19 protein-coding genes and 1 riboswitch are annotated in these 18,723 nt (G+C 54.1%); of the genes, 5 read left to right on the top strand and 14 right to left on the bottom strand.

Annotated features, from left to right (window positions below; all coding sequences use genetic code 11):
- Positions 1 to 136 precede the first annotated feature (136 nt).
- From ACR0DU_RS00395 to ACR0DU_RS00365, 7 genes are all read right to left on the bottom strand, one after another.
- Complete coding sequence (locus ACR0DU_RS00395; protein ID WP_035262952.1) at positions 137 to 334, bottom strand: hypothetical protein; 198 nt, start codon at positions 332 to 334, stop codon at positions 137 to 139.
- 307 nt (positions 335 to 641) lie between these two features.
- Complete coding sequence (locus ACR0DU_RS00390) at positions 642 to 1,862, bottom strand: type II toxin-antitoxin system HipA family toxin (protein WP_480871848.1); 1,221 nt, start codon at positions 1,860 to 1,862, stop codon at positions 642 to 644.
- A complete protein-coding gene (locus ACR0DU_RS00385) occupies positions 1,855 to 2,157 on the bottom strand; it encodes a helix-turn-helix domain-containing protein (protein ID WP_058260762.1) in 303 nt (100 codons plus the stop codon). The genes ACR0DU_RS00390 and ACR0DU_RS00385 overlap by 8 nt, the downstream gene beginning before the upstream one ends.
- A gap of 235 nt (positions 2,158 to 2,392) precedes the next feature.
- Positions 2,393 to 3,256, bottom strand: a complete 864-nt coding sequence (locus ACR0DU_RS00380; protein ID WP_480871846.1) for a hypothetical protein — start codon at positions 3,254 to 3,256, stop codon at positions 2,393 to 2,395.
- A gap of 570 nt (positions 3,257 to 3,826) precedes the next feature.
- A complete protein-coding gene (locus ACR0DU_RS00375; protein WP_480871845.1) occupies positions 3,827 to 4,234 on the bottom strand; it encodes a universal stress protein in 408 nt (135 codons plus the stop codon).
- A gap of 60 nt (positions 4,235 to 4,294) precedes the next feature.
- A complete protein-coding gene (locus ACR0DU_RS00370) occupies positions 4,295 to 4,744 on the bottom strand; it encodes a phasin family protein (protein ID WP_480871843.1) in 450 nt (149 codons plus the stop codon).
- 133 nt (positions 4,745 to 4,877) lie between these two features.
- A complete protein-coding gene (locus ACR0DU_RS00365) occupies positions 4,878 to 5,348 on the bottom strand; it encodes a c-type cytochrome (protein ID WP_480871841.1) in 471 nt (156 codons plus the stop codon).
- Between the two features lie 264 nt (positions 5,349 to 5,612).
- On the opposite strand from ACR0DU_RS00365, the gene ACR0DU_RS00360 reads away from it, so the two are divergent.
- Both ACR0DU_RS00360 and ACR0DU_RS00355 read left to right on the top strand, forming a co-directional pair.
- Complete coding sequence (locus ACR0DU_RS00360; RefSeq protein ID WP_480871839.1) at positions 5,613 to 6,833, top strand: APC family permease; 1,221 nt, start codon at positions 5,613 to 5,615, stop codon at positions 6,831 to 6,833.
- A 48-nt stretch (positions 6,834 to 6,881) separates the two neighbouring features.
- A complete protein-coding gene (locus tag ACR0DU_RS00355; protein ID WP_480871838.1) occupies positions 6,882 to 8,498 on the top strand; it encodes an MFS transporter in 1,617 nt (538 codons plus the stop codon).
- A gap of 9 nt (positions 8,499 to 8,507) precedes the next feature.
- On the opposite strand, the gene ACR0DU_RS00350 is transcribed toward ACR0DU_RS00355, so the two are convergent.
- From ACR0DU_RS00350 to ACR0DU_RS00340, 3 genes are all read right to left on the bottom strand, one after another.
- A complete protein-coding gene (locus ACR0DU_RS00350) occupies positions 8,508 to 10,082 on the bottom strand; it encodes a trypsin-like peptidase domain-containing protein (RefSeq protein WP_480871836.1) in 1,575 nt (524 codons plus the stop codon).
- Positions 10,083 to 10,232: 150 nt separating this feature from the next.
- Positions 10,233 to 10,736, bottom strand: a complete 504-nt coding sequence (locus ACR0DU_RS00345; protein ID WP_170468929.1) for an Hsp20/alpha crystallin family protein — start codon at positions 10,734 to 10,736, stop codon at positions 10,233 to 10,235.
- A 267-nt stretch (positions 10,737 to 11,003) separates the two neighbouring features.
- Positions 11,004 to 11,408: a SnoaL-like domain-containing protein gene (locus ACR0DU_RS00340; RefSeq protein ID WP_480871835.1), complete on the bottom strand. Its 405-nt coding sequence runs from the start codon at positions 11,406 to 11,408 to the stop codon at positions 11,004 to 11,006.
- Between the two features lie 612 nt (positions 11,409 to 12,020).
- Between ACR0DU_RS00340 and ACR0DU_RS00335 the strand changes: the two genes are divergently transcribed.
- Positions 12,021 to 12,617: a hypothetical protein gene (locus ACR0DU_RS00335; RefSeq protein WP_480871833.1), complete on the top strand. Its 597-nt coding sequence runs from the start codon at positions 12,021 to 12,023 to the stop codon at positions 12,615 to 12,617.
- A gap of 294 nt (positions 12,618 to 12,911) precedes the next feature.
- Here ACR0DU_RS00335 and ACR0DU_RS00330 read toward each other — a convergent pair whose 3' ends face one another.
- The 4 genes from ACR0DU_RS00330 to ACR0DU_RS00315 all read right to left on the bottom strand — a co-directional run bounded on the left by ACR0DU_RS00330 (position 12,912) and on the right by ACR0DU_RS00315 (position 16,854).
- On the bottom strand, positions 12,912 to 13,910 hold the full coding sequence (locus ACR0DU_RS00330) for a glycosyltransferase family 2 protein (protein ID WP_480871832.1): 999 nt from the start codon (positions 13,908 to 13,910) through the stop codon (positions 12,912 to 12,914).
- Between the two features lie 94 nt (positions 13,911 to 14,004).
- Positions 14,005 to 14,616: a class I SAM-dependent methyltransferase gene (locus tag ACR0DU_RS00325; RefSeq protein ID WP_480871830.1), complete on the bottom strand. Its 612-nt coding sequence runs from the start codon at positions 14,614 to 14,616 to the stop codon at positions 14,005 to 14,007.
- The gene (locus ACR0DU_RS00320) at positions 14,609 to 15,616 is read right to left on the bottom strand and encodes a glycosyltransferase family 2 protein (protein WP_480871828.1); all 1,008 of its coding nucleotides are present in this window, start codon (positions 15,614 to 15,616) and stop codon (positions 14,609 to 14,611) included. Before ACR0DU_RS00320 ends, ACR0DU_RS00325 begins: the two co-directional genes overlap by 8 nt.
- A gap of 290 nt (positions 15,617 to 15,906) precedes the next feature.
- Positions 15,907 to 16,854 (bottom strand): NAD(P)-dependent oxidoreductase, encoded by a 948-nt coding sequence (locus tag ACR0DU_RS00315; protein ID WP_480871827.1) that lies wholly within the window; start codon positions 16,852 to 16,854, stop codon positions 15,907 to 15,909.
- A gap of 145 nt (positions 16,855 to 16,999) precedes the next feature.
- Positions 17,000 to 17,202, top strand: a riboswitch (cobalamin riboswitch).
- A gap of 85 nt (positions 17,203 to 17,287) precedes the next feature.
- On the opposite strand from ACR0DU_RS00315, the gene ACR0DU_RS00310 reads away from it, so the two are divergent.
- Positions 17,288 to 17,668 carry a DUF1636 family protein gene (locus ACR0DU_RS00310; protein ID WP_480608527.1) on the top strand — a complete coding sequence of 127 codons (381 nt, stop codon included), beginning with the start codon at positions 17,288 to 17,290 and terminating at the stop codon, positions 17,666 to 17,668.
- The gene (cobW, locus tag ACR0DU_RS00305; RefSeq protein WP_480871825.1) at positions 17,665 to 18,720 is read left to right on the top strand and encodes a cobalamin biosynthesis protein CobW; all 1,056 of its coding nucleotides are present in this window, start codon (positions 17,665 to 17,667) and stop codon (positions 18,718 to 18,720) included. Before ACR0DU_RS00310 ends, cobW begins: the two co-directional genes overlap by 4 nt.
- Positions 18,721 to 18,723 lie beyond the last annotated feature (3 nt).

The raw sequence follows: 18,723 nt of genomic DNA, 5'->3' as shown, positions 1-18,723 counted from the left end.
TCAAATCTATCCCGCTGAAAAGAAAGACTTTCACACGCCGATGCTTGCACAAATCGCTCACTGCGGTTGAGTTACCTACTTGGCACTGGCCACAACGAACTTGCGCCAGGGCGGGAACTCCGCCCTGGCGCTAAGGTCATTCGGTGACCGGATCTTCGTCGCGGCGCGGGAAGGCAACCATTTCGACGTCGGGGAACATGCTGTGTTTGACGTTGATCGACGTGATGTTGCCGCTGTCGTCGGTGTTGACGAAGAGGACGCCGCAGCGGTCCCAGAAGTTCTTGCCGTCTTTTTCGCCGGATTTGACATTCAGTTTCAGAGTTTGAGTAGCCATTTTTTGATCCTCACTTTGAGTGTTTCGATGAACATGACCAAAGCTGGCACCAAGGGGATGTCAGCGAGAAACTTGCTTCGCGAGGAATGCGCTGGCGCAGGGGAATTTTCTTGTTGAAGCGGGGCTTGCACCGCGTCTGACACGGCTGCCTGCATATGTTCAGCAATCAGAAACACGGCGTTGAGGCTCTCAGTTCGGCACTCCAAAATCGACTGCCACGTCATCACGCATCGGAATTACCAAGGACATCAAAATGCCGCTGCAGCCAAACGGCTTTCAGTCAATCCAATTCAACAGCGGCCCCAGCTCACGATCGCGCCAGATCCGCTTCCTCGTGCTCGAAGGCTGTTGCCATGTCCCTGATTTCCCTCTCCGGAGCCCCTAAGGCACGGGCAACATCACGCCAAGCCATAGCCGCCTCAGCCACCTCTGCAATGATACGATCTGCCTCGCCGCGTTCGAGAAGATAGGCTTCATGTTGTGCGCGGTGCAGGGCGATACTGGCGTCCGGATTGTCGTCATCAACGTAGCTTTTGAGCACGCGCGGTTGGTTCGGCACAGGGTTGATGTCGTAGGCCGGTGAGAGGTGCCAGCCGCCACGCCCACGCAGAAATCCATGATTGCGCATATGGTCATCGAGGTTCGTGACGAGAATGGAAAAGGCAACCCTCCGGTAGAGCTCCTCGCGGTCTTGATCAGGTGTGACGCTTTCTGAGGTGATAATATCAGCCAGGTCCAAATAGCTGTAGCTTTCGCCATCTTTGCCACCCAACATCGCCATAGCTGAGATGAACGGGATCCTGCCGTCACCGTTCCGGTCAAACCGATGGGACAGGAAAACAGGCTTGTCGCCCGCCATCTCAAGCGTGTGATCCGAAACCGTGATTCCGGCGCGTCTTGCCAATTCCAGTGCAATGGCTTCCCAGCGTTCCACGCAATAGGCGTCCGTATCTTTTGGGAACTTGGCGACAGAAAGACGTCCGTGCTGGTCAAGTATGCTGGCCTTCGGCCGTGCGCCACCTAGCGAGCTGCCCGGTGCAAACAGCATCTTGAGGTCCTCAGCGGTCTCCTCCCCGCGCAGAACGCGCTGAGACGCATGAAGCAAATCCCCGAGGCTCACGAGCGCAGGCACGCCAATGCCTTCGCGCGCTTGAAACTCGCCATCAACCTTGAAGCGCAGCGCACCCAAACGGGTCTCGTCATTAACGCCAAGCAGGTAGTCGGTTTCTTGCAGCGTTCTCGGACGTCGCCCTTCGGCCTCTGCCATGCGCCCCTCAAAACGCCGCATCACCGTTCTGCCCCAGGTATCAGGGGCAGAATCCCCAAGCGGTGCGAGCATGTCCTGCCCTGCCTCAGGCACGAATTGCCCTTTGACGAGAGGCATGTCCGGCGAAAGCCCAAAGGCATTTTCGTCGGCAAGCCAGTCGTCATGATAGGTAAAGGAAACCCGCTCTCGGCCCCGCCCCGCTGTGCGGTGGAGCTTGCCGACCTGTTTCAACCCTTTCCAGTCGATCCAGACCTCAACCATTTTTCAGTCTCGCGCGCTGCGGGAGGTCATCCAGGGCCATCTGCTCGCCAACCGGGTCATCGATATCCCCCCAACCTTTCAGAAGGCCGAGCGCCTGCAACACGGCCACGTAAGTGCCGATCTTGACTGCGGGGTTGCCGCTTTCGATCTTGGCGATGGTCTGCCGCGTTGTGCCAGCACGCTGCGCAACAATCTCAGCGGTTAACTTGCGGCGCAGTCGCGCAACGCGAATGTTTTCCCCAAGTGCCACGAGCTCCTTGCGAGCCGCCCTGGGCATTTTGATCGGAACAGCCATAAAGATACCTCCAAGCAACACTAAGTCCAAAAATGTTACACCGAGAAAACATTAATGTCAATTTTCACAACTCAACCTGACGAACCAACGCCCCTGCTCACATCGCGATTTATGTTATCTCAGAATAACATTGAGAGCATTAAGGTTACCATTGCGAAACATGGCCTAGTTACCTCACCACACTGATACAACGCGTCTGCTCGAACGAAACGATTGCGTCGCCTTCCTTCGAAAGTCACGCCTGCAACCCCGCAGCGCGAACCTGTTCAGGCGTCACCAGCTTTGACGAAATCAAGTCTTCAATCTGCCGGTTGGTGATATGGCGGCACAGGGGATGGCGCTCGTGGATCCACTCGGCGAGGCTCGCACGGCCTTTGGCTTCGGCCTCTCGCGCCTTCTCGCGGTCCGCCTGCACCTGGGCAAGCCCTTTCTCCCAACGCCGCATCTTAAACCAGTTGTCCGAGAAACAGACCTTGCTGCGGGTGTAGCCCTCGCTTTCCTTGGCATAGGCTTTGACCGCCTGCTTCAGATCATCGGGCTTCACTCCGGCCTTAACAGCTGCTGCGATCAAACGCAGACTGGTCCGCCGGTCTCGGATCCTGTCTTCGGGATAGGCAGCCAAGATCTTCTCAGCTTCAAGATCTTCAACCTCCTCCGCCGCCTCGCGCTTGCGCGTAGGTGGTTTATGGATGGTTTTAGGATGGTTTGGGGTCCACCGTGAACCCCGTACCCCGTTCACCGTGGACCCCGTACCGGGTTCAGGCTGGACGGGGTTCACAGTGACCCCCGTCTCAATGTCGGGCTCAGCCGTGGGTTCGAGCGCGGCCACGCGTTCTAGAACGATGCGGTAAATGACCGTATAGCCGTTCTTGCAATGCCGCCGCCCTGTCTCGATCAGAATGCCTTCGCGCAGGAAGTCGATGATGGTGCGCTTTACCGTGCTCTCGCTGAGCTCTGTGTGGCGCTGGATCGTCCCTTTGGAACACCAGATCCCCGAGCCATCATCGCTCGCCTTGTCGGCCAGGAACATAATGATCTGCTTGCGTGCAGCACTGCCAAAGCGGCGCTCGGCGCATTCATTCGCGATGCGCCAGCTCATGATCTCACCGCCAATTGGGTTGAGGTCAGACTGGAAATGCCGTAGGTATTGGGACGGAAATATTCTTCTATGCCGTTGAGGTGGGTGGCCGCCCCCTCAGCGGTTTTTCTTTGCCTTTTTGCCAGAGCGTGAGACTGTAAAAAACCGTTTACTTGGGGCTTGTAACCTATTGAAAAGTGACCCTGAACGAAACAAGTCCGTTTACAATTTTTCCCTTTGAAATCAGCAAAATTTTCCGGATTGCAAATCCGTGTACACCGGTTCGATTCCGGTACTCGCCTCCACTACTTTTCAATGAGTTAGAAGCATTGGCAATTTCTGCCGAAGCGCGTTTTACAATCCATTTTACAATTCCGTTCACGCTTTGCTCTCCTTGGCCTCACTTAGAAGCGTCAAAACGTCATCAGTTTCACCCGGCGAACCCATTCACTCGAACCCACTCATTGAGCCTATCAACGCTTTCCGTTTCCACATGGTCTTGCTGCGTGTGATGATCGAAAATAACTCGGGTCTGGATAGTCGACTCATCCACGACGCTAAATCGACGTGCGGCACTTACCAGGAACCAGTTCAGCGGATCACGTGGACAGAACAATTAGCGTGGTGAACGACCCGGTTCGCAGTCGACCCAATAAATATGTTCTCGATTCCCGGCTTGTGTGAGGCCAGCACTATGCAATCGATGTCGTTTTCATTTGCGAAATCAACGATCGCTCGGCCAGCACTCCCCGAGATAAGCCGCGGTTTCGCGCCCGGTAGCTCTGCAGCGTTCTGATGTAAGCCTTCCTGAAGCTCTTTTCGCGTGTTTGCCAGAACTTCCTCGGGTATCTGAGATGCCACATATGCAGGGATCGGTTCCTGCACATGGAGCACTGTGAATTCCGCATTTGCATTCGCCAGCAAACGAGCAGCTTCAAATGAGGCCTGTGTATCATGATCTTTGTCCAGCGCGACTGGTACCAGAATGTTTTTGTACATATTAGCTACCTTCCATTGCTCCAGCTACGATCTATCTGGCCTCCGCAGTGATATGGCACACTAAACCGGTTCTGATTTCGAAGACTTACCCGCTTTCTTTGCTGTGCTTGCAACATCATCTATCGTCTTTTCTACTGCTTCGGCTTCGGTTTCCGCTGCATATGCTGCACATCGGGCAACTGTTTCGAACCATTCCTGTGCGTCAGCTACAAGGCGTTCGGCTGAATGCTTCTGCCACTCCGCTATGGTTTGCAGTGCTTTCGCCGGATCAGTCGGGTCTGCGGCAGACGCCGAACGCGCAGCTTCCAGCGCGGTTCGAACAGCCTCGTGACGCCTCTCAAACCAATGTTGAGCAAAGGCCTCTGCCTCTTTAAGTGATTTTTCCTGCGTGTCCCAGAATTGCTCAAGCTGAGCGCCTAAAAACGGATTGGCCGTGGTAGTCGGCTGCATCTGCTTAAAAACATCGACAAGTGGGTTGGAGTAACATGATTTTGGCTTCTCTTCAGGCATTGGAGATTCCTCCTCATCTTCCAAATGCTGAATGTTACCAGATCTCGCAAAAAATAACCTTAATGTAGATCAACCAGTGTCACCAAACTTAAGCAGTGGTGCTCTACAATCTAATGGCGGCATTTGTACCATCCTACTCGATTTGAATAGACTCCAGATAATAAATTACATTTGCCAACGGAACACCTGCGAACATCGGCTGGCCGTCAGGCATCGTCAGCGCAACTTTTTGATCCGAATCCAAAGCTGGTCCAAAAATGGGCATTTCTCCGCCATGCGCGAGCAATGGTGCGCGACCATCAATTTGACGCGCCACTGCCTCAATCGGAAAAACGCCGTCGTTTTGGGCCGCGAGCCTCGTCAGATCAGGTGTCCTTATTGCCAGCATCTCCGCCATTGGACCATCTCCTGTGGCCTCGAAACCATGGCATTGCCAACAATAAGTTCTGTAGAGATCGTGCCCATTTTGAAGGTCTATGTCCTGCGCCAGTGCAGCGCTTGCAGTAAAAATTGACAAAAGAAGTGTACGACAAACTAGCATCTGTTCCTCCGACAAGTTCAGCATTTCGAGTTGAAAATACGCGATATCGAATGAATGTTTCATTGATCTCGCTCATATTCAGCCTTTGAGTACCAACTGAGAAAAACCTTCACGAAAGGACGGTCGTAGCAGTCGAATCCGCCTCGCTGATCGGGTCTTAGCGCCTAATGATATAGATCAATGCCAAATGAAGCATTACATTTCAAAGTATGAATGTTTCAGAGGAAGCTCGGCATGAGTGGTGACGAGTCCTTGATTTATGATTGGGGTGCTTGTTCGCGGCACTGCTTCGGTGCCCAGGCAATTGTCCATCAAGGAGTGAGGTGAATGCATACAGTTGATCCACCGGCACCTAAACTCCGGCGTTCTCTTACCACCCCGTTGCTTACACTATATGGGCTCGGTGTTACCGTCGGTGCGGGAATTTATGTGCTGGTCGGCGCTACCGCCGAGACCGCGGGCCCTTATGCTGCAATTTCGTTTCTTGTTGCTGCTCTCGTCGTTTCGCTGACGGCTTTGTCATACGCCGAACTCGCGACACGCTTTCCCGTTAGCGCGGGAGAAGCGGCATACGTTGAAGCGGGATTTCAAAGGGGCTGGATGGCGGTTCTAATCGGTCTTGCCGTTGCTGCGTCTGGGATTATTTCAGCCTCCGCTGTTGCGATCGGGGCGGCCTCATACCTTCACACCCTGACGGGGCTGGGCACCGCGTTGCTTACGATCGGCGTTGTGTCGGTCATGGGTCTGATTGCACTCTGGGGCATTACACAATCGGTATTTGTGGCAGCCGTGATCACGGTCATCGAGATTGCGGGGCTTCTTTTTGTGATTGGCTGGGGCATGTCCGTACAGGAAGCGCAAGGCTATGAAATTAGTGAGATGGTGCCGGGACTCGAGCTCAATACCTGGCGCGGTATTATGGCGGCATCTCTGCTGGCCTTTTTTGCCTTTGTCGGGTTTGAGGACATGGCAAACGTCGCCGAAGAGGTAAAAGACCCAACCCACACAATTCCAAAGGCCATCCTTTTGACACTCGTTCTGGCGACAGGTCTTTATCTGGCGACCTCAATGACGGTTCTGCTTGTTGTTCCTATCGATGCCTTGTCAGCTTCGGCAGCCCCGCTTACCCTGGTTTTTTCGAACGCACCCGAAGTGATCAAACAGGGGTTCGCCGCAGTCGCGGTTGTTGCGACAGTCAACGGCGTCCTGATCCAGATGATCATGGCGTCGCGAGTGATCTATGGCCTTGCCGACCGGGACCATCTGCCGAAAATACTGGCGACTGTCCCGCAGGTAACCCAAACACCGGTCGTCGCAACACTGTTGGTTGTTGCGATAATCCTTCTGCTGACGCAAACTCTGCCAATCGGAATACTGGCGGAACGCACATCCCAGATCGTTTTGGGAGTGTTTGTTTTGGTCAACATCTCGCTGATATTGCTGAAGTCCCGGCCTGGGTCAACTCGGGAACATTTCCGCGTACCTCTTGTTGTACCAATCCTTGGGGTGCTGACCAGCGCCCTGCTTTTTGGTGCCGGATTTCTCTGAGAGGAAAACCGACAGCACAGGGTCACCAGAACGGGGTCCGACTGACGCATGAACACTGACCGATCAACACTTGGAAGGCGGATTTCAGGCTGGTGGCACCGGACCTTTGTTGATCTGATCGAGCAATTGCAATGGTCTTACCTACCACCGTTGATGGTTTACTTTGCAGCCGGGGTTTCGGGACTAACATCCGTCGTCGGTGCGTTTTTTCTTAAGGAATATCTGAATCTATCCGCCGCTTTTGTTGCGGGATTGGCATTCTGGGCCGGGTTGCCGTGGATTCTAAAAATGCCGCTGGGTCATCTAGTTGATCTGTTCTGGCGCTGGAAATCCCTGCTGATTGTCGTTGGCGCAACCCTTATCACGGCGTCATTGCTCATCATGTACAGGCTTGTGGCTGCGCCTGACCATATGTCCGGCATTATGCCACTAGAGGATTGGTACGTCGTTGCTTTGATGTTGGCTCCTTCAGGTTATGCCATTCAGGATGTCGTTGCAGACGCCATGACAGTAGAAGCGGTGCCGCAATCGGACCGCGACGGACGCGCTTTTGCGCCGGAAGTAGTTCGTGCCCGGCACACCACAATGCAGACCCTCGGCAGGATCGCGATCATATCCGGGTTTGCAGGAGTCGCAGCGGTTAACATCTGGATTTTTTCGGGGGCAGAAGATCTGGAGAAAGGCGATCGTTTGGTTCTCTACGGTCAGGTCTATCTTGTCGCTCTGGTTATCCCCTTGCTTTCGATCAGCGGAGTGGTTCTTCACGCTCTGACACAGCGTCGCCTCGTTCGTCGAGGACACCTTCCGCACAGACCAGATCAAACCACCGAAGTCAGGTGGCCGATACTGCTGGGCGGACTTGCGTTTGTTGTTCTCAGCATAGTGTTGGGAACCGCAAATTTTGCCTTCGCGCAAGAGACCGTTTTTGCGGTGTCGCTCACGGTCATTCTATACCTCATGTCGCGTTTGCTAAGAGAGCTGGAGCCGAAACAGGCCAAAGTTCTGATCGGGACAGCAACTATCATTTTCGTTTTTCGAGCAGTTCCCTTGCCAGGACCGGGCCTGACCTGGTTCGAGATCGACAAGCTTGGGTTTGACGAACAGTTTCTGGCCATTCTAGCGCTTCTGACCTCACTACTTGCTCTGCTTGGCCTGATTATCCTCAGGCCATTTATGGCAAGTCGTTCGATTGCGCAGGTTGTAGTGTTACTCACGATTGCCGCAGGAGTGCTGGCCCTGCCAAACCTTGCCTTGTATTTTGGGGTGCATGAATGGACGGCCGCGCGCACTGGTGGTGTCGTGGATGCAAGGTTTATCGCCATACTCGACACAGCAGTCGAGTCACCGCTGGGTCAGATCGCGATGGTCCCAATGTTGGCCTGGATCGCGCGCAACGCCCCAACACATCTGAAAGCTACCTTTTTCGCAGTCATGGCGTCGTTCACCAACATGGCATTGTCAGCAAGCAGCCTCGGTACAAAATACCTGAACCAGATCTTTACCGTTACCCGCGCGGTTACCGATCCCAGAACGGGTACTGTTGCCTCCGTCGCCGACTACAGCCACTTGGGGAACTTGCTGATTACCGTGGGCTTGATCTCTGTTATCGTTCCATTGGCTGTGGTTTTTCTTGTGCAAAACTCATCTTATCAGACACGCGATTGAATATGCCGATCAATCGCTTTCATCGAGAAGTGTCTTGAGGTGTGACACCGGAACGCCAATATTCGATCCGCCAAATTCCGGTAAGATCGCGGCATTGATGGCAACCACCTCGCCGTTTCGGTTCAGGGCAGGTCCGCCACTTCCGCCGGTTGTGGTTTCCGCATCATAAACGACCGCACCAGGGCTGGTCTGAGCGACGATCCCCCGGCTGGCCAGAGGCCGGATCTTGTTCTGCTCTGAAAGGTGTTTTGCAATCGTCCAGAAATCGACGGTGCCATCGCTCTCAAGCGTTTTCAGAAAGTCCGGCCCGGCCTGCACAATTAAAGCCTTGAGGCCAGTCGGAAATCCAAGCAGGAAAACTTCTTCACCTGCCCGCGGCGATTCAGGTGCCAGTGGAAGCCCGAGCCCTTGAACCCGGCTCGCATCAACAGACAGAAGCGCCAGATCGGCCGTTTTGCTTGCCCTAAGCAATACCGCTTCCATTGGCTTGGATTGCTCTGGCAGATAAGCCAGCAGACTAAGTATCTCGGCTTCAAGCCCTGCTGCCTTCAGGGCCTGCGCACGATCCCCGGTCGTCCAGGGCAAGGCCACGTGACGGTTGGTCACCAGCAGGGGGGTGCCCTGCAACAGAAACCCGGTTCCGGTAAACTGAAACTCTGCCGGCGCGCCGACCGCATCAGGCTCAATCCATGGTTTCCCGAATGGAGTTTTTAGTTTCTCCCCGTCCGGGCCAAGCACATGCCGCAGCAATTTTCCGCTTTCGGTTTGTCGCAATCCGTAGGCCCCTTGGATAAAGGCAATGGATCGCGTCGAGGCCGTGACTACCCGCCTGGACGCACCTGCACGGTCTTCCAATGTCCCAAGGCGTTGCTCGGTGGAAATTACCTGGTTGTCAAACGCCTCTCTGAGCGCGACCAGATCATCCGCCGTCAATGCATCTTCTCGTGTCTGCGCGAGCATCACGGCAACCGCCTCGATCTTGAGAGATTCCTGTTTAAGGCTGTCCGCCAGCTTCCGGTCGTTCTGAAAAAGCAAATAGCCAAAGGCAAAGATCAGAAGAAGCACACCGATAACGGCAACCCTGAACAAAACCGTGGTTTGTGATGTCAGCCGACGCCCACCTTCGCGCAGCGCACCGGACATTTTTCTGACGAAGGGTCGTCGGCTGGAGCGCGTATACACATAAGCGTCACTTATTATGTCTTCGACCGTGTGATGTGCAGGGAATGAGTGGTCACACACCCTGTAGCGCGACATGGGGCCCTCTTCACCGAATTCAATCATGTCGCCATGCCCTAGAATTGTAGAAGCGGTTTTTTGACCGTTGACCCAGATATCCCGGCCGGGCAACGCGTTTAGCGTGTAACCGCCTTGCGACCACTGAATGGTCGCCACGTCTTCGTCATGCGGGGGCAAATCCTCTTTCCGCCTGAACTTCAGGATACGATCAGGACCCACCGAAGCAGCCAAAGCGTTGCCGACAAGCCAAGTAACGGTTCCGCGGGACGGCCCCGTCAAGCTCTCCAGAAATGCACGGACATCGCCCGTTTCACTTTCCACATCGCTTTTGTCAGGCGTCCGCATCGTCCATCTCAGTTCTCCAGCGCTATTGACACATTATCATGCCCAGCAGTGAAACCGCTATGGTGGGCAATAATGTGCTCGTTTTAAGAACACCAAGGGTCCGCGCATGCTGCCCGGACCATGATGGTTGCGCGTGTGCCTCCATCGCGCCTATTTCGATGAGACCTTAATCTTTCGGCTGGGATCCTGAGGTTCGGTTTTCGGCATCGTGACGTGCAGGACCCCTTTGTCGAACGCAGCAGAAATCTCCTCGATATCGACTGCATCAGGCAGCGTCATTGTCCGGGTAAAACTGCCATAGCTTCTCTCACTAACGCGCAGATCGCCCGTGTCATCATGCGTGACCTTCTTCTGGCCTCGTAGGGTCAATCTGCGGTCCTTGATTTCGACTTCGACATCGTCTTCTTCGAGGCCCGGCAATTCAGCGGTGAGAATTATCGCCGCATCCGTCTCGTGGATGTCAATCGCCGGCGAAATCGCACCCGTCATGTCCAACGACGGGAAGCCCGTGCGTTGCGCGGCTGTTTCCAGTGGCAGGAATGGCGCTGCGCCCCCGAAAAAGCGTGACATCATGGATTCCATTTCGCGTCGAAAATTATCAGATAGCGGATGTGTTCCAGCAAACAGTTGCGGGTTTTTTTTGTCTTCAAGCATTTTCTGATCCTCCTCCTTTGGTGCGATTGGGGTGAGGCAGCATTATCGCAAAAAATGCATCTAATTACCTTGATCTTGCGCAACCAAGCGTCCTCGGTATCGCGTCAAAAGACATCCCGGTCGTATCGGCATTGCGAATGAAACAAGGCGCATTACCGGTCAGACCTCCAGGCCAAGCATCACGCGGTAGAAACAAATGCCCAATTGTCCATCCATCGCGTCAAAGCACTTACAAGCCACACTTCCAGCGTGCGGATGAAACCAACACTACGTCAGTATTGCGGGTTGCCGCTCCTCCTTCGGCAACATGAAGAACTCTTCCAATACAATCTTTCCGTCTGCTACAGAATAAACAGCAATCTCGCTCAGGGCGATACGTTGCCCAGTCTCCTTCTGCGTTACCTTAGCCTTGTATCGCACACTGAAGCGGTTTGGGGGATGAACATAGGGGCCATCGACTTCGAGTTCGATGATTTCATGAGCTGCCAGCCAATCCTCTCTTTTCCCTTTGATAGCATCACGGCCTTTGGTAATGCGAAACTGTCGAACCGGAGGCACAACCGCTTCTATGGATTGAGCGTTCTCGGCATACATTTCATCAACATTTGCAAGGCCCCTGCGATCACGCATTGCCTGAACAAATGTTCTTCCAATCTCGACTAATTCTTTCATGATAGCCCCCATTTTTGGCATCAACTGTATCACATCATACCTTTTCCAATCTTGACGAGGATCAATGAATTTAGATGTTGGCGAAGAATCCAGTTCGGGAACGAGAGGGCAACTAGTGCAGTCGCAACGAGCGGCCCAATTCCCGGTGCCGGCATCAGCCAGTGCGCCATCTCCTTGCCTCGTGGTCGGTGAGTTACCTCCGCATCCAACTCTCATATCTGACTGATCAACCGACCCGCATCCCAATCAGCGGACTTAGGCAAGCCTGTGCCGCTTCCCCTCGTGTTGCACCATCATGCGACAATCGATATCGACCGCGAAGACAAGCCAACGAACAATTTCAACCAACAATCCCGCAACATTCACAAACCCACATACCGCCAACATTTCACTAAAAAATTGTTATTTATTAAGAAATAGAGTTCCTTTACGCGGGTTCGAATTTGGTACTCGCCTCCAAAAGAACTCAATAGCTTACACGACCTTCCCAGACCGAGCGATACAAATGCTTGTTCTGGGGTCACATAGGGGAAATGTAGCCCGATTTGGGCATTTATCGCGCCGCAAGACTTGCCGTGTGATTCCATGCGCAATGCCCATTTTTCTCTATAATTGGGCGACTCGATTTCAGACCAAGTCCCGCAAATTGAGATATTGTCTCGTTGTGTGATAGTCTCGTTTCATTCTGGTTTGCTTAAGGTGATGTATGTGTGGGTAGTGCGTGCGAGATGGTTGTTGATTGGTGCAATACTGTTTGTGTTGGCCTTTTCCGTATGGAGTCTTCTTCCGCGAAATAGCGAGCAAGAAGCGTTCTCCCTGCTTACTCCAGCCGAAATGGCAGAACTCGACAATCAACCTAAAATTACTGAGTCTCTAGACCGAGGATTGACCGTTACTCAATCCGATGGCCCCTTCGTAAATTTCAATTCGCCCAAAAAGGATATTGTCCAGTCGCCTGTCAATATTGATGTAGACATTAGCCCGAGAGGAGATACGGCAGTTGATTTGTCGTCAATTCGGATCGACTATCGTATGGGTCCAGCATGGATCAATGTAACCAAACGAATAATGAAGCACGCCTCAGTCGAAGGTTCGCGCCTGCTCGCACGTTCGGCTGAACTGCCGGTTGGGCGGCACACGATGCGACTCTCCATACAGGACGAGGATAAAAGGCGGACGAGGGTTACTGTGTCGTTTGTCGTGCAGTGAACTGTTAGAAGAAGCAACTACTCGCGATATCACTCGGCCGGCCACTCAACCCTGCGCAACTACCAACGGCGGCTCCTTCGGAAACGGGCTGATATCGGACCACTTGAAACATTTTTCTGTTAGGATTGCGCTCGTCTCCCATTTGTTGGAACACTCTCGCTGTTCGGTGCCGTATTGCATCCCTGATTGATAGAACCCAAGAGCGCTAACGCCGCCGGCAGCCCTGCCAATAAGCTGTGCCTCAGCGTCTTTGTATGGTTCCCCGTCGAAGACTTCTTACGGCCCTGAGATGCGTCAGCGACCGGGGCCCATGGTCTTGTACCGGTGCAAAAACTCTCGGAATTCCACCCAATCCGGTCTTTGATTTAGCTCGACAATTTTCTGCGCGTGCCAGGAGCACGCGGCGGCATGCAAGGACGCCAGTTGGTCATCGGACATCAAACGTTCCCGCTCTACCGCAGCCTTTTCCCAAAGCGGCAAGATCGACCGGTCCTCAACCAAATTCGCGTTCATATTGTTCCAATAGGATTCGGCCTGATCATCGTGAATATGATTGGTTTTACCCCGATCCCGTTTAACCATGAACGACTCGATTGAACGCGTCACATAGTGATGGATACGCGCAAAATCATGGCGGTAGTTGGATGTGGCGCGCCAGGTTACAGCTTCGGGGTCAAGAAGTTGCCCCCCACCATCAACCCATCTGATCTCGGACATGCGCTCAGGCGCAACCCCTTTGGGGCGATGCGGACCATATCGGGTGAATAACCCGTTGTTGCGCGTTATACTCTTCAGCCCGCCCGCAACGCCCGAATAATAGCCCTGCTCGGTATCGCAAAGAAAGAACTGCTCAGCCACTGGAATATCGCTGAAGTCTTCGACGCCACCGCAACCGAATAGCTTCCAGGCAAAAGAGGCAACATCAAAAGGCTCTCCTGCGGTTTCCTGTAACTTTTCCAGCAACTTGTGCATGGAGGGATCAGGAAGGCGGATGTTCAGATATTCATCAACGTCCAGCGAAAAGGTCCAGTCCGCATCAAGAAACCTCGGATGTGAACGAACTCGCCTGAGCATCGTGTTCTGCGGGCTTTGCTTTGGCTTGACCCGATTATCAACATGGGTTGCAATGCCCAGATCCCCGAGCCGTTCTGCAATCAGATCGGTGCCGTCATCACAATCGTTGGTGTAAATGAGGAAATGGTCGATGCCGAGTGACAGGTAGTAGGACACCCAATCAATCATGAACGGGCCTTCGTTCTTCATCGTCGTGTAGACAACGATCCTGTCAGTCATTGCAAGTCCTGCGGTTGAACCAAAGTGGCGCCATCTTCTGTAGGTCCTTCTCGGGTGCCAACATCTCCAATTCGATATGAAACTGGCTCATTGACTATAGCTTTTGAACCGCGACCTGAGCGCCTTTGATCGCCTTAAGACGCAAGCCCGCCGAGTTTGCGCCCAAAAACTCGTGGAAGGCACGCATCACACCATCTTTCCACCATCCCCTCCGATGGTAGTCATCCAACATGATGACACCGCCTTCGATCATCTTCGGCAATACCGCATCCAGATCCGCTTTGACCCCTTCATATGAATGGTCGCCATCAAGATAGGCGAAACCGATACTCTGATCTTCGAAGAGGCGCAGTGCAGGAACTGAATAATCGCGAATTACCGAAACTTGACCCTTCGCTATCTCATAGGCGTATGTGTTTTTCACCGCTTCATAGATGCGGTCCATATCGTTTTGGCTACGCGCTCCGGCCAAAGATGCGCCACCATCTGCGTCGGGCTGCACGCCCCATGGGTCGATGAGGCACAGCTTAGAAGGCTTCAATTCATCGAGTAATATCCGCGAAAACTCGCCCCGCCAGACGCCGATTTCGATGCTGAGCTTTCCGTGCGGCATTGTCCTGAGCATTTCGCGCCTCAGCGCATCTTTCCGCTCGCGCTGCAGGGCTTGTTTCTTGCGGCGGTCTTCGGCGGATACGGTTTCAGCCATGGGCGTCTTCTCCGATATGAGAATTCTGCAGGGCCTCAACCAAATCGAGCCAATCAGGTCTGGCCTTCAACTCTGCGGCTTTTGTACTATGCCATTCGCAGGCTTTGTGGTGAAGCTCGGCCAACTGTGGATCAGCCATCATCTCGGCTTTGATGTCATGCATGGCGGGCATGTGGCCCAAGATCGAGCGATCTTCGACGTCGTTGTGATTCATAACAAGCCAGTATTTCAGACCTTGGTCTTGGCCAACATGGTTGGTACGGCCCCGTTCACGTTTGACAAGAAAGCTATCGGTACTTCGTACTGCATAGTGGTGAATACGCGCGAATTCATGGCTGAATCCGCGCCACGCCTTCCATTTCACCTGATCTGCCGGGTAGAGGTTTCCGCCTGCATCTCTCCACAACACCCCTTCGTACGGTGCGTCGGGATTTGGAGCGTCCTCTGGATTGATCCGAGGACGGTGGGCGCGAAACCGACTAAACTTGCCGTTATTTCGGAATAGCGTTTTGAAACCTTTCGTCCGGTGATGGGGGTAGCTGTCTTCGGTGGCCGCCTGAAAGAACATCTCAGGGACAGGTCGATCGACAAAGTCATTTAAGCCGGCATTTCCGAACATACGCCAACAGATCGATATTGCATCAGCTTCACCGCTTGCCTCTACCAGTGACTGAACATTGCCTTCAGGCAAACGGATGTTGACGTATTCATCCACATCCAGGCTCATAATCCAATTTGCGGACTGATAACTTGGATGACTGCGAGATCGGGTAAAAGCCCGGTTCTGGGGCGCAGCGCGTGGTCCGACCTTGTTGCGCTCATGATGCGCCCAGCCTAAGGCTTGCATCCGATCACCGATAACATCTGTGCCATCAGAACAGTCGTTGGTATAGATCAGAATATCATTGAACCCGATTGCGCGGTTGTAAGCCACCCAATCGATCATAAATGGCCCTTCGTTCTTCATCGTCGTCACGATGAGAAAGGTCTCGTTTCCCATAAGTTAAACTCTTGCCTGTGCCATTATCGGACTATTGTTGATCTGTTTAGAATAGCCTCCGGAAATTGTCCAACGCAGCAAGTTCCAGGAAGAACCGGCTACCGCACCCCGGCCCCCAGGGGGGCTGATGAAAATGATGGAACTCAATATGCATTCAGCGCCAACTAATATTGAGTTAACCGCTGACTTGATCAGAACTTTCCTGCGACAATCCGAATAACCACCTCCGAACCGCAGATAACCGTGGCATCAACAAACGAAACTCTTCCTGAACGTCAGCACATTATGTTTTACCGATTCTGAGGAACCACTTCGTAACCCGGCTCTTCCGGCTCATCATCCTGCATTTCCGCGGGGAACCCCGGAGCACGGATATCCAGCCCCGTGGCGTCCTCAAGGCGTTTGATAATGTTGGGGGAAAGTTCCCGGTCACCGTAGCGTGCGATTCCGTCGTCGAAGATTTTCATCATCACCGGGTTTATCTCCAGCGGCACCCCGGCGCGGTCGGCGACCTCCTGAAACAGACCGATGTCCTTTTTGACCAGATCCATGGTGAATGAAATATCGCGGGACCCATTCAGAATCACTTGGCTTTCCGTTTCGTGCACAAATGATGTGCCCGACGAAATTTTGATCGCCTCATAGGTCGTGCCAAGATCCATCCCTGCGGCCTTTGCGGTCACCAAAGCCTCGGCGCAAGTGATCAGATTTGCGGTTGCCAAATAGTTTGTCAGCACCTTCAACACTGAGGCCGATCCCAGATCGCCTGTGTGCAAAACGCGGCGCCCCATCGTCGTCAGGAACGGCAGAATGCACTCAAATGTTTCCCGATCGCAGCCTGCGAAGATCGAAATATTGCCCGTAGCTGCCCGATGACATCCGCCCGATACCGGGCAATCGACTGCAGCCCCCCCACGTTCGATCACCGAAGCACCCAATCGTTTTACTTCCGCTTCGTCGGTGGTGGACATTTCCATCCAGATCTTACCGGATGTCACTTCGGACAGCATCTCCTGCATTACCGCGTCCGAGGCGGCAGGAGATGGCAGACAGGTAATCACGGCGTCACAATCACGCATCAATTGGGCGGGGCTTTCAGCTGCCTTCGCACCCTGCGCGACAAAACCAGACACAAGATCAGGGTTGAGGTCATGAACGGTCAGGTCAATCCCATTGCGCAGCAGCGAGCCCGACAATTTTCCGCCCACGTTTCCCAGCCCGATGAAGCCTACTTTCATATGACGCTCTCCCTGTTCGTCTTTCGATGCACATGCGAACACGCCTGTTGACCTAAGTCATGCCGTCCAGCGACCCTCAGAGGTCGCTTTTTTGCCCCTGTACGCACAGTTGAGCGAGACTCGCTTGACAAGGGGGGTGATGCTGTCCCAAGAGCCAAGTGTTGGTGTCTGCAGCAGCAGATGAAAAGGGAATGCGTCAGCGGAATTTCCGTCAAACGCAGCCGCCCCCGCGACCGTGACCGGAGAGGGTGCCCAAGCCACTGGCGAATGCCGGGAAGGCGGGACATCCGACAGAGCACCGCTCTGACATCCGCAAGCCGGGAGACCTGCCAACGCCCGAAGATGAAACCGGACGGGGTGTTCCGGTGTGGGGCTTTAATCAGCCCACATGAAACCCCGTCCCCCACGAAGAGGATTTGGGGGGATGAGAGACATGGCCGACACCACACCGGTCGAACTGCTGGTCTGCACCACCTGTCGTCGCGGCCTACCCGTCGAAGACGACGCCCAACGCCCCGGCACATTGCTGCACAAAGCGCTAGAACAGGCTGACCTGCCCGAAGGCATCACCTTGAAAGCAGTAGAATGCCTTTCAAACTGCGATGAAGGCTGTTCTATCGTGCTGCGTGGTGGACCTGATCGATGGACATTCGTCTATAAACATCTGAGCGAAACCGATCACGTCGAAACCATCATTGAAGGTGCCACCAAGTACCTTCAGACCGAGGACGGGCTGGTCAAATGGCGTGAACGCCCCGAACACTTCCGCAAGAATTGCGCGGCCCGTATTCCCCCGATTGGAGCGCTGAAATGAGCAATCTCGAAAAACTGCCCGTCACCGTGATCACCGGCTTTCTGGGCTCGGGCAAAACGACGCTGGTCAAGCATTTGATGCAGAACCCGCAAGGCAAGCGCTTGGCTGTTGTAGTCAATGAGTTCGGCGATGTGGGTGTCGATGGCGATATCCTGAAATCCTGCGCAATCCCGGATTGCCCAGCAGAAAACATCATGGAACTGGCCAATGGCTGCATCTGCTGCACGGTGGCCGACGATTTCATTCCCACGATCGAAGCGCTTATGGCCTTGGAGCCGCGCCCCGATCACATTCTGATCGAAACCTCGGGCCTGGCTCTGCCTAAGCCGCTGCTTAAAGCGTTCGACTGGCCAGACATTCGCTCGAAAATCACCGTCGACGGCGTGATCGCTTTGGCCGATGCCGAAGCTGTTGCCGCTGGTCGGTTTGCACCCAATGTCGAAGCGGTAGACGCCCAGCGCCTCGCCGATGAGTCGATCGACCACGAGACGCCACTATCGGAAGTGTTTGAAGATCAGATCTCCTGCGCCGACATCATCCTGCTGACCAAGCCCGATCTGGCCGGTCCCGAAGGTGTCGCCAAAGCCAAAGAGGTCATCGCGGCCGAAGCCCCTCGCCCCCTACCCGTCGTCGAAGTCGCAGATGGTGTCGTGGACGTGCGTGTTGTCTTGGGCCTTGAAGCTGCCGCCGAGGACGACATGGAAGCGCGTCCCAGCCATCATGATGGTCATCACGATCACGAGCATGACGATTTTGAAAGCATCATCGTCGAACTGCCGGAACAGACTGATCCGCTGGATCTGGTCGCCAAGATCGAACGCCTGGCAAAGGAACTGAACATCCTGCGCGTCAAAGGCTATGCCGCGATTCAGGGCAAGCCCATGCGCCTGCTGGTACAGGCCGTCGGCTCGCGGGTACGTCATCAGTATGACCGCCCGTGGGAACCTGATGAAGAGCGCCGCTCGCGCCTTGTGGTTATCGCCGAGCATGATGATATCAAAGAGGCCGAAATCCGTGATATCCTTGTGGGTGTGACCGAGGCCGCCGAGTAAGAC

Source organism: Ruegeria sp. G2 (genome assembly GCF_056533505.1).
The sequence above is the reverse complement of the archived record's forward strand: the minus strand, read 5'-3'. Positions and strand labels throughout refer to the sequence as shown.

Bases quoted from the DNA above. Each gene is read 5' to 3' on its own strand.
- ACR0DU_RS00310 (WP_480608527.1), top strand. From the start codon at position 17,288: ATGGCCGACACCACACCGGTCGAACTGCTGGTCTGCACCACCTGTCGT.
- ACR0DU_RS00325 (WP_480871830.1), bottom strand. From the start codon at position 14,616: ATGGCTGAAACCGTATCCGCCGAAGACCGCCGCAAGAAACAAGCCCTG.
- ACR0DU_RS00330 (WP_480871832.1), bottom strand. From the start codon at position 13,910: ATGACTGACAGGATCGTTGTCTACACGACGATGAAGAACGAAGGCCCG.
- ACR0DU_RS00395 (WP_035262952.1), bottom strand. From the start codon at position 334: ATGGCTACTCAAACTCTGAAACTGAATGTCAAATCCGGCGAAAAAGAC.
- cobW (WP_480871825.1), top strand. From the start codon at position 17,665: ATGAGCAATCTCGAAAAACTGCCCGTCACCGTGATCACCGGCTTTCTG.
- ACR0DU_RS00390 (WP_480871848.1), bottom strand. From the start codon at position 1,862: ATGGTTGAGGTCTGGATCGACTGGAAAGGGTTGAAACAGGTCGGCAAG.
- ACR0DU_RS00375 (WP_480871845.1), bottom strand. From the start codon at position 4,234: ATGTACAAAAACATTCTGGTACCAGTCGCGCTGGACAAAGATCATGAT.
- ACR0DU_RS00385 (WP_058260762.1), bottom strand. From the start codon at position 2,157: ATGGCTGTTCCGATCAAAATGCCCAGGGCGGCTCGCAAGGAGCTCGTG.
- ACR0DU_RS00380 (WP_480871846.1), bottom strand. From the start codon at position 3,256: ATGAGCTGGCGCATCGCGAATGAATGCGCCGAGCGCCGCTTTGGCAGT.
- ACR0DU_RS00315 (WP_480871827.1), bottom strand. From the start codon at position 16,854: ATGAAAGTAGGCTTCATCGGGCTGGGAAACGTGGGCGGAAAATTGTCG.
- ACR0DU_RS00340 (WP_480871835.1), bottom strand. From the start codon at position 11,408: ATGAAAGAATTAGTCGAGATTGGAAGAACATTTGTTCAGGCAATGCGT.
- ACR0DU_RS00355 (WP_480871838.1), top strand. From the start codon at position 6,882: ATGAACACTGACCGATCAACACTTGGAAGGCGGATTTCAGGCTGGTGG.
- ACR0DU_RS00360 (WP_480871839.1), top strand. From the start codon at position 5,613: ATGCATACAGTTGATCCACCGGCACCTAAACTCCGGCGTTCTCTTACC.
- ACR0DU_RS00345 (WP_170468929.1), bottom strand. From the start codon at position 10,736: ATGCTTGAAGACAAAAAAAACCCGCAACTGTTTGCTGGAACACATCCG.
- ACR0DU_RS00350 (WP_480871836.1), bottom strand. From the start codon at position 10,082: ATGCGGACGCCTGACAAAAGCGATGTGGAAAGTGAAACGGGCGATGTC.
- ACR0DU_RS00365 (WP_480871841.1), bottom strand. From the start codon at position 5,348: ATGAAACATTCATTCGATATCGCGTATTTTCAACTCGAAATGCTGAAC.
- ACR0DU_RS00320 (WP_480871828.1), bottom strand. From the start codon at position 15,616: ATGGGAAACGAGACCTTTCTCATCGTGACGACGATGAAGAACGAAGGG.
- ACR0DU_RS00370 (WP_480871843.1), bottom strand. From the start codon at position 4,744: ATGCCTGAAGAGAAGCCAAAATCATGTTACTCCAACCCACTTGTCGAT.